The organism is Nakamurella sp. (assembly GCF_048594475.1).
Lineage (GTDB): Bacteria > Actinomycetota > Actinomycetes > Mycobacteriales > Nakamurellaceae > Nakamurella.
In genome coordinates this window covers 1-7,442 of the sequence record NZ_JBMDXT010000353.1, presented here as the reverse complement: position 1 = coordinate 7,442, position 7,442 = coordinate 1, and the positions used below count along the sequence as shown (strand labels likewise).

At 73.8% G+C, this 7,442-nt stretch carries 7 protein-coding genes; 3 read left to right on the top strand and 4 right to left on the bottom strand.

Features of this window, described 5'->3' with window-relative positions:
• Both ACOJUF_RS16005 and ACOJUF_RS16000 read left to right on the top strand, forming a co-directional pair.
• On the top strand, positions 1-298 hold a 298-nt coding region (locus ACOJUF_RS16005), incomplete at its 5' end, for a hypothetical protein (protein ID WP_420122822.1).
• A 268-nt stretch (positions 299-566) separates the two neighbouring features.
• Entirely contained in the window at positions 567-2,156 is a 1,590-nt protein-coding gene (locus ACOJUF_RS16000) for a CHAD domain-containing protein (protein WP_420122821.1), read from the top strand.
• 26 nt (positions 2,157-2,182) lie between these two features.
• Here ACOJUF_RS16000 and fmdA read toward each other — a convergent pair whose 3' ends face one another.
• The 3 genes from fmdA to ACOJUF_RS15985 form a co-directional block, all read right to left on the bottom strand.
• Positions 2,183-3,436 (bottom strand): formamidase, encoded by a 1,254-nt coding sequence (gene fmdA / locus ACOJUF_RS15995; protein WP_420122820.1) that lies wholly within the window; start codon positions 3,434-3,436, stop codon positions 2,183-2,185.
• 41 nt (positions 3,437-3,477) lie between these two features.
• Complete coding sequence (locus ACOJUF_RS15990) at positions 3,478-3,762, bottom strand: FmdB family zinc ribbon protein (protein ID WP_420122819.1); 285 nt, start codon at positions 3,760-3,762, stop codon at positions 3,478-3,480.
• A gap of 87 nt (positions 3,763-3,849) precedes the next feature.
• The gene (locus ACOJUF_RS15985) at positions 3,850-4,428 is read right to left on the bottom strand and encodes a hypothetical protein (RefSeq protein ID WP_420122818.1); all 579 of its coding nucleotides are present in this window, start codon (positions 4,426-4,428) and stop codon (positions 3,850-3,852) included.
• Positions 4,429-4,548: 120 nt separating this feature from the next.
• On the opposite strand from ACOJUF_RS15985, the gene ACOJUF_RS15980 reads away from it, so the two are divergent.
• Positions 4,549-4,734, top strand: coding sequence for a hypothetical protein (locus tag ACOJUF_RS15980; RefSeq protein ID WP_420122817.1), 186 nt, complete (start codon positions 4,549-4,551; stop codon positions 4,732-4,734).
• Between the two features lie 117 nt (positions 4,735-4,851).
• On the opposite strand, the gene ACOJUF_RS15975 is transcribed toward ACOJUF_RS15980, so the two are convergent.
• Complete coding sequence (locus ACOJUF_RS15975) at positions 4,852-6,825, bottom strand: family 2A encapsulin nanocompartment cargo protein cysteine desulfurase (protein WP_420122823.1); 1,974 nt, start codon at positions 6,823-6,825, stop codon at positions 4,852-4,854.
• Between the last annotated feature and the right edge of the window lie 617 nt (positions 6,826-7,442).

Here is a 7,442-nt window from a genome sequence, read left to right as displayed (position 1 = left end):
AGGAATGCCCGGCGGACGTGGCGGCGGTGACGGCCGCGGTGACGACCTCGCGGCTCTTCGTGGTGAGGTTCTCGAGGTTCACGGCTGGTGTGGTGCCTTTCTCTGCGGTGCCGATGGTTCTCGTGACGTCCGCGTCAGGGTTTCTCCGTTCGCGGTGCTGCCTGCGGTCGCCGGCGCGGCCCTCTCAGCCTACGCAGACGTCCACATGATGCAACGCACGAAAGTTGAGTCTATTCCACTCAAGGTCGCGCTGGGAGCGCGAGCTGCCACCGGCTCGGCGCGCTCGGCCGATCGGTGAGCTCCGCTGCCCGCCGAGCTCCGGCCCGGGCCGCCCGGCGGCCCGGACGCGGAGCCGCCCCGGCGGCCCCCGGCCGCGCACCGAGTGAAGACCAGCACCCGCTCAGCGAGCACCCGCCTTCACTCGGCCCGCACCCGGACGGCTCAGCCGCACCGGACCCGCCCCGAGCCGGTCGTGGCCTCACCATCACCCGTGTCTCGACCAGGGCAGACCGGGCCCGACCCGCTCCGGTTTGGCGCGCGGAGTCCGGGACGGGTACCAACAGAGCATGGGTCCCCGCCAGAAGAAGTCCGTTCCCGGCAGCGTCGCCGGCCCGGCCCCGGTCCCGGCACCGGACGTCCCGGTCGCGGCCCCGACCCGGCAGCTGGAGATCGAGACCAAGTTGGAGCTCGATCCCGACGCGGCCCTGCCCGCCCTCGGCAAGCGCAAGCGGCTGGCCGCCGTGGGCGTGGCCGGCGTCGCCGAGCCGGTCACCCACCATCTCGACGCCGTGTACTACGACACGGAGCGGCTGGACCTGCTCCGGTCCCGGATCACCCTGCGCCGGCGCACCGGCGGGTCGGACGCCGGCTGGCACCTCAAGCTGCCGGCGGTCGAGGGGGCCAGAACCGAGATCGGGCTCCCGCTGGCGGCCGGCGACGACGGCGCCGTGCCGGCCGCGATCGCGGGTCTCGTGCTGGGGGCGGCCCGCGGCCGGCCCCTGGGCCCGGTCGGCCGGATCGTCAACGAGCGGACGGTCCGGCACCTGCTGGACGGCGCCGGCACCGTGCTCATCGAGGTCGCGGACGACCACGTCACGGGAACCTCCCTGGGTGACGACCGGACCCGCCGCTGGCGGGAGGTGGAGGCCGAGATCGTCGATGGCACCCCCGAGCAGCTGGCGGCCACGGTGGACGTGCTGGTCTCCGGCGGGGCCCGCCCGGCCGCATCGCCCTCCAAACTCGCCCGGGCGCTGGACTACCGGCGGCCGGAGGCCCGCCGCGGCAAGACCGCCGCAGACGTGGTCGTCGGGTGGCTGTCGCGACAGGTGGACCGGTTGATCACGGCCGACCGGGCGGTGCGTGATGGCGATGCCGCCGCGGCGCTGGACGCCCGCACCGTCTGCCGCCGGATCGCGGCCGTGCTGACCGTCTTCGCCCCGCTCTTCCAGGGTCCCGCGCTGCCCGGGTTGCGCTCCGCCCTGCACGGCGCGTCGGCCACCTTCGACGGGGTCCGCGACCTGCGGTCCGCGCGGCAACGGCTCGTCGACCAGCTGGCCGAGGAACCCGCGCCGTACCGGGATCGCGCCCGCACCCGGCTGGAGCAGGCCTGCGGGGCCCGCCTGGGGCGGGCGTCCGAGCGGATCGATGCGTTCCTGACCGGTCCGGACTACCTGCAGATGCTGCAGGCCCTGGACGACCTGATCGCCGCCGCGCCGCTGAGCCGGCGGGCGCACCGCAACGCCACCCGCGAGCTGGCCGCTCTGCTGGCCGCCGGCTGGCAGCGGTTGGTCGACCTGGCCGCCGCCGCCCTCGCCGACCCGACGCGGACGTCACCGCTGCAGGAGGTCGGCGACTGGGCCACCACGCTGCGGTACGCGGCCGAGGCCGCCGTCGGCCCGCTCGGTCCGGACGCCGCGGTGCTGGCCACGTCGCTGGAGGAACTGCAGGAGTCGGTCGAGGAACATCTCGACGCCCGGCGCGCCGCCGATCTGCTGGCCACCCTGGCGGTCGAGCGCGACACGGACGGCGTCGCCGGGTTCATCTTCGGCCGGTTGCACGCCGTCGAGCAGAACCTGGCCCATGCCGCCGTCGACGACTTCACCGACGCCTGGGACCGGATCGAGGACGGCGAGCTGGTCGCCGCCCTCGTGCGCTGACCGGAGGTCGACCCTCTGGTCGCCCGCTACCCCGCGGAATGCGGAGCACCCGGGCCGGGATCGATCCGGGTCGGGCCGGAGGCGCTGGGACGCACGTCGAAATCGAAGATCGCGGTCGGAATGTACACGGTCGCACAGGCATTCGGAATGTCCACGACGCCGGACAGCCGGCCCTCGATCGGCGCGGCGCCCAGGATCAGGTAGGCCTGCTCCGGCGAGTACCCGAACTTGGTCAGGTAGTCGATGGCATGCAGGCAGGCCCGCTGGTAGCTCAGATGCGAATCCAGATAACGCTGCTCACCGTCAAGGGTGACCGAGGTGCCCGAGAACGCGATCCATTCACTGAATCTCGGATCGACCGTGCCGGGCAGGAAGATCGCGTTCTCGGAGACGCCGTAGGTCTCCATGCCGCCCTTGATCAGATCGACGTGCAGGTCGATGAAGCCGCCCATCTCGATCGCGCCGCAGAAGGTGATCTCGCCGTCGCCCTGCGAGAAGTGCAGATCGCCCATCGAGAGGTTGGCCCCGTCGACGAACACCGGGTAGAAGACCCGGGTGCCCTTCGACAGGTTCTTGATGTCCTGATTGCCGCCGTTCTCCCGGGGCGGAGCGGTCCGGGCCGCCTCGGCGGCGACCCGCGCGTAGTCCGCCTCCGGCAGCGACCCGAGCACCGCGAACTCCGGTTCCGGCGGCAACGCCAGCGGCGGCACCCGGTTCGGATCGGTGTCGATCAGGGCCTGCTCGCGGGCGTTCCACCGGGCCAGCAGGTCGGCCGACGGCGCGGTGCCCATCAGGCCCGGGTGGATCAGTCCGGCGAACGAGACTCCGGGCACGTGGCGCGATGTCGCGATCTGTCCGCGGAAGTCCCAGATGGCCTTGTACGCGTCGGGGAACTGATCGGTGAGGAAACCACCCCCGTTGCGCTTGGCGAAGATGCCGGTGTAGCCCCAGCCCTGGCCGGCCAGGGGACCTGAGTCCTCCTGCGGAATCGGCCCCACGTCGAGGATGTCGACGATCAGCAAGTCGCCCGGCTTGGCTCCCTCGACCCGGAACGGGCCCGAAAGTTTGTGCACCGTCTTGAGCGGCGCATTCAGGATGTCGTCCGCGGAGTCGTCGTTGACGATCGCGCCGTCGAACCACTCCCGGCAGTGCACCCGGAAGCTGTCCCCCGGCTTGACCGTTGCCACCGGCGGGATCTCGGGGTGCCAGCGGTTGTGACCGACCTTCTCCTGGTCCTCGAACTTCTTCGCCGAGTCGAGCGGGAAGATGACCTCGGGCATGGCGGCTCCTCGTTGAGCGGGTGGACGGGGTTCGACAGCGGTTACGGCCGTGGAAGTCTGCGGTGCAGGGGATGGGTGGTCACCGCCGGCGCGCGGCGCCCGGACCCGGGCACGGACGAGACCACCTGGGGCGCATCGGCGGAGGCCGTGGTGCGCTCCACGGCCCGACGGTACGGATCACTGCCGCGGCCGATTCCCGGCGCGGTGATCAGCCGGACGGACGAACCGCCGCATTCGGGACACGACGCGCGATCCGGCGCGGTGCCGATCGGAAAGCGCGCATCGTAGGGGCCGCACTCCTGACACCGGAACGCATACGTCGTCATGAAGCAGGTGACCTCCGTTGGTCGAGAATCCCACCGTAGTCGAGCGATCCGCGCTCCACCAGGCCGGCGACCGAACCGGGGCGCCGATCAGTGGGTGAGCGCGACCTTGAGCAGCACGATGCCCAACGCGACGGCAGCGACGAGCACGCCCGCGAGCAGGACGCGCAGGTGCGACTTCTCGTCCCGCAGCCGGGCCGCCACCATCCCGGTCGAGGCGATCCGGCCGATCAGCACGATCTCCGCGATCACCACGGCCCTGGACATCGGCAGCGCGGTCACCCGCGTCAGCGCGAGCAGCAGCAGCGGCACCAGCGCCGTGGTCAGGATGGGCATCGACTCGCGGACCAGCGCCCGCGGATGGACCGACCCGTCACCGCCCAGGTACTCGGCGAACGCGTGCGCGATGAACGTGGACAGGGCCGTGCCGATCACCACGACGATCGCGTGGCCGGCCTCGGTCTCCTCCTGGAACGGGACCAGGGCGGCCAGGATCAGGATGTTGCCGTAGACGTACGCGGACAGCCGCCGCGACGCCTCGTGCGACCCGAGCGGGGTGCGGCGCTGGTACCACCGGCGGGAGCGGGCCCCGTCCGTCCCGGTCGGGACCGTCGGTTCCGTCGGGTCCGTCGGGTCCGTCGGGTCCGGATCGCCGGGTGTGGTGGTCACCGTCCCATTGTCCCCGTCCCCCGCCCGCCGCCCGGTCCCGCCTACGATGTGGCCCGTGAGCGAGCGTCAGCGAGTGGACCATCGGCAGCCGCGCCCGGGCGACGGCGGCGAGCCGGGCCGATGAGCCAGACGCTGGTCACCTACCGCGCGCTGCTGTTCGTCGTCGCGCTCGTGTTCACCATCGGCGGCATCGTGCTGCTGGTCCAGGGCCGCCAGCGGCGGTGGGGCGGCGTGGCCATGACGGTCTGCGGGCTCAACCTGGTCGGCGGCCTGCTGCTGCTGTTCATGGCGTTCACGCTGCCCTGAGTGCCCCCGGGCCGGGCGATCCGACCCCGGGCGGCGGGGCGGTCCACCGGATCGGTCGCTCCGGCCGGGCAGCGCAGGCGGCGGCGCGGGCAGGGGCGGGGGAGACGGGCGCCGGCGCTACCGCCGCCCCCGGTCGGCGGCGAGGCGGTGCAGGACCGCGATCATACGATCGATCTCGTCGGTGGTGTTGTAGAACGCCAGCGACGGCCGCACCGTCGCCTCCAGCCCGAACCGGCGCAGGATCGGCTGGGCGCAGTGGTGGCCGGACCGGACGGCGATGCCCTTCTGGTTGAGCGCGGCGCCGACCTCCTCAGTGCGGTAGCCGTCGAGCACGAACGACAGCACGCTGGCCTTCTCGCGGGCCGTACCGATCAGGTGCAGCCCGGGCACCGCCCGCATCCGCGGGGTGGCGTACTCCAGCAGGTGGTGCTCGTACCGGGCGATCGTCTCGATCCCGATCCGGGTCACGTAGTCCAGGGCGGCACCCAGCCCGACCGCGTCGGCGATGTTGCCGGTGCCGGCCTCGAACCGGTTCGGCGGGTGCTGGAACACCGTCCGTTCGAAGGTGACGTCGGCGATCATGTTGCCGCCGCCCTCCCAGGGCGGCATCGATTCCAGGATCTCGGTCCGCCCGTAGACGACGCCGATCCCGGTCGGCCCGTAGATCTTGTGACCGGAGAAGACGAAGAAGTCCGCGCCCAGCGCCTGCAGGTTGACCCGCACGTGCGGGATCGACTGGGCGCCGTCGACGAGCACGCACACCCCGGCCCGGTGGGCCATCTCGATCACCGCGTCGACCGGGGTGACGGTGCCCAGGGCGTTCGAGACCTGCGTGACCGAGACCAGTTTGGTCTTCTCGTTGAGCAACCGGGACAGTTCCCCGAGCAGCAGCTGCCCGGAGTCGTCGACCGGGATCACGCGCAGTTTCGCGCCGGTCTCGGCACACAGCTGCTGCCAGGGAACGATGTTCGCGTGGTGCTCGAGGTGCGAGACGATGATCTCGTCGCCCCGGTGGATGTTCTTCCGACCCCACGTCTTGGCGACCAGGTTGATCGCCTCGGTGGCGCCGCGCACGAACACGATGTTCTTCTCGGACTCGGCCCCGATGAAGCGGGCGACGGTCTTGCGCGCCCCCTCGTAGGCGTCGGTCGACCGGGCGGCCAGCTCGTGCGCGGCGCGGTGGATGTTCGAGTTCTCGTGCCGGTAGAAGTGGGCGAGCCGGTCGATGACGGCCTGCGGCTTCTGCGTGGTGGCGGCGTTGTCGAACCAGACCAGCTGGTGACCGTTGACCCGCTCGGCCAGGATCGGGAAGTCCCGCCGGACCAGCCGGACGTCGAACGGCGGGTGCGGATCGGCGGCGACCTGCGGGGCCGCGCCCTGCGCCGCCCCGGCCGACCGGCGACCGGCCGGCTCGATCCGGTCGGCGAAGTAGTAGGTCGGCGATCCGGCCGCCGCCGGCGCCGCGCCCGCGTGCGGCAGTGACCCGGATGGGGCCTCGGCCGCCGGCAGACCCGGCCCCGGCACCCCGACCTGGGCCGGGTCGGTCGCGAGCGGCGACAGGGCCGCCGCGGCGAGGGTGTCCAGGCCGGTGTCCGCCCGGTACGGCGACGACTCGGCCACGAAGTAGTACGGCGACGACGGGGCCGGTACCGGGGCGGGCGGGTCGGGAGCCGGCACCGGGGGCTGCGGGACGGACGGGAACCCGGCCCCGGTGAGGTCGTCGGGCCCGGCCGGAGCGACCGGCAGCGTCCCGGGCCCGGCGGGGACAGCCGGAACGGCACCGCCGGCCGAGGGGGCGCCGAACGGCGAGCCGTGCGCCGATGCATCGTTCGGGAGGGCACTGCCTGCGAGGGCACCGTCCGGGACACCCCCGGCGAACCCGGTCGACCCCGGGAGCCCGGCGACGCCGGTCGATCCCTCCGACACCCCGGACGCGGACGGCGCCGGGAACCCGGTCGGGCCTGCGCCGGCGGCCGGGTCGGCAAGCCCGGTAGGCACCCCGGGGACCGTGGGCACCGTCAATCCGGTGGCCGGGGTGAACGGCGCGGCGAGCGGCACCTGGCTGGTCGCCTCCGCCGCGTCGACCGGCAGGCCGGGTGGGCCACCGGCCGGCGCGGCGAACGTCGGCGACGCGGGCACCGGGCCGGTCGGAGCGGCCCCGAACGGCCCACCCAGCGGCGCGCCGGCGGTGCCGACATCCGGCGGACCGCCCGGCAGCCCACCGGCGTGGATGGACGGATCACCGGCCGGACCGCCCGGCACCCCCGCGCCGGGCGACGGGGCCGCCAGGCCGGGCAGCGGGGGCACCTGCTCCCCGCCGGGCAACGGCACCTGCAGGGCCGGCACCTCGAACGGCGCCCCGTGCGGCCCCGCCGGGTGATCCGGCCGCGCGACGACGGGACCGGTGAGGTCCGGCAGCGAAGCGGGATACCCGCCGCCGACCGGGTCACGACCGGCCGGCCCCGGGACGCCGGCGTCCGGCGCGGCCCCGAGGACCCCGGGGGCGGCCGGGGTCAGCGCTCCCGGATCGGCCAGCTGCAGCCCGGTCAGGCCGGGCACGATCGGACCCTCCGGCACGGTCAGGCCCAGGCCCGCCGCGCCAAGCACCGCGGTGATCGCCTCGCCGACATCGGGCACCGCCCGGCCGGGGGCGGCTCCGGCCGCGGCCGGGTCGCCGATCGGGACCCCGGGCAGGTCCGGCGCGGCCG

Coding starts and splice junctions, on each gene's coding strand:
- ACOJUF_RS16000 (WP_420122821.1), top strand. CDS start 567: ATGGGTCCCCGCCAGAAGAAGTCCGTTCCCGGCAGCGTCGCCGGCCCG.
- fmdA (WP_420122820.1), bottom strand. CDS start 3,436: ATGCCCGAGGTCATCTTCCCGCTCGACTCGGCGAAGAAGTTCGAGGAC.
- ACOJUF_RS15990 (WP_420122819.1), bottom strand. CDS start 3,762: ATGACGACGTATGCGTTCCGGTGTCAGGAGTGCGGCCCCTACGATGCG.
- ACOJUF_RS15980 (WP_420122817.1), top strand. CDS start 4,549: ATGAGCCAGACGCTGGTCACCTACCGCGCGCTGCTGTTCGTCGTCGCG.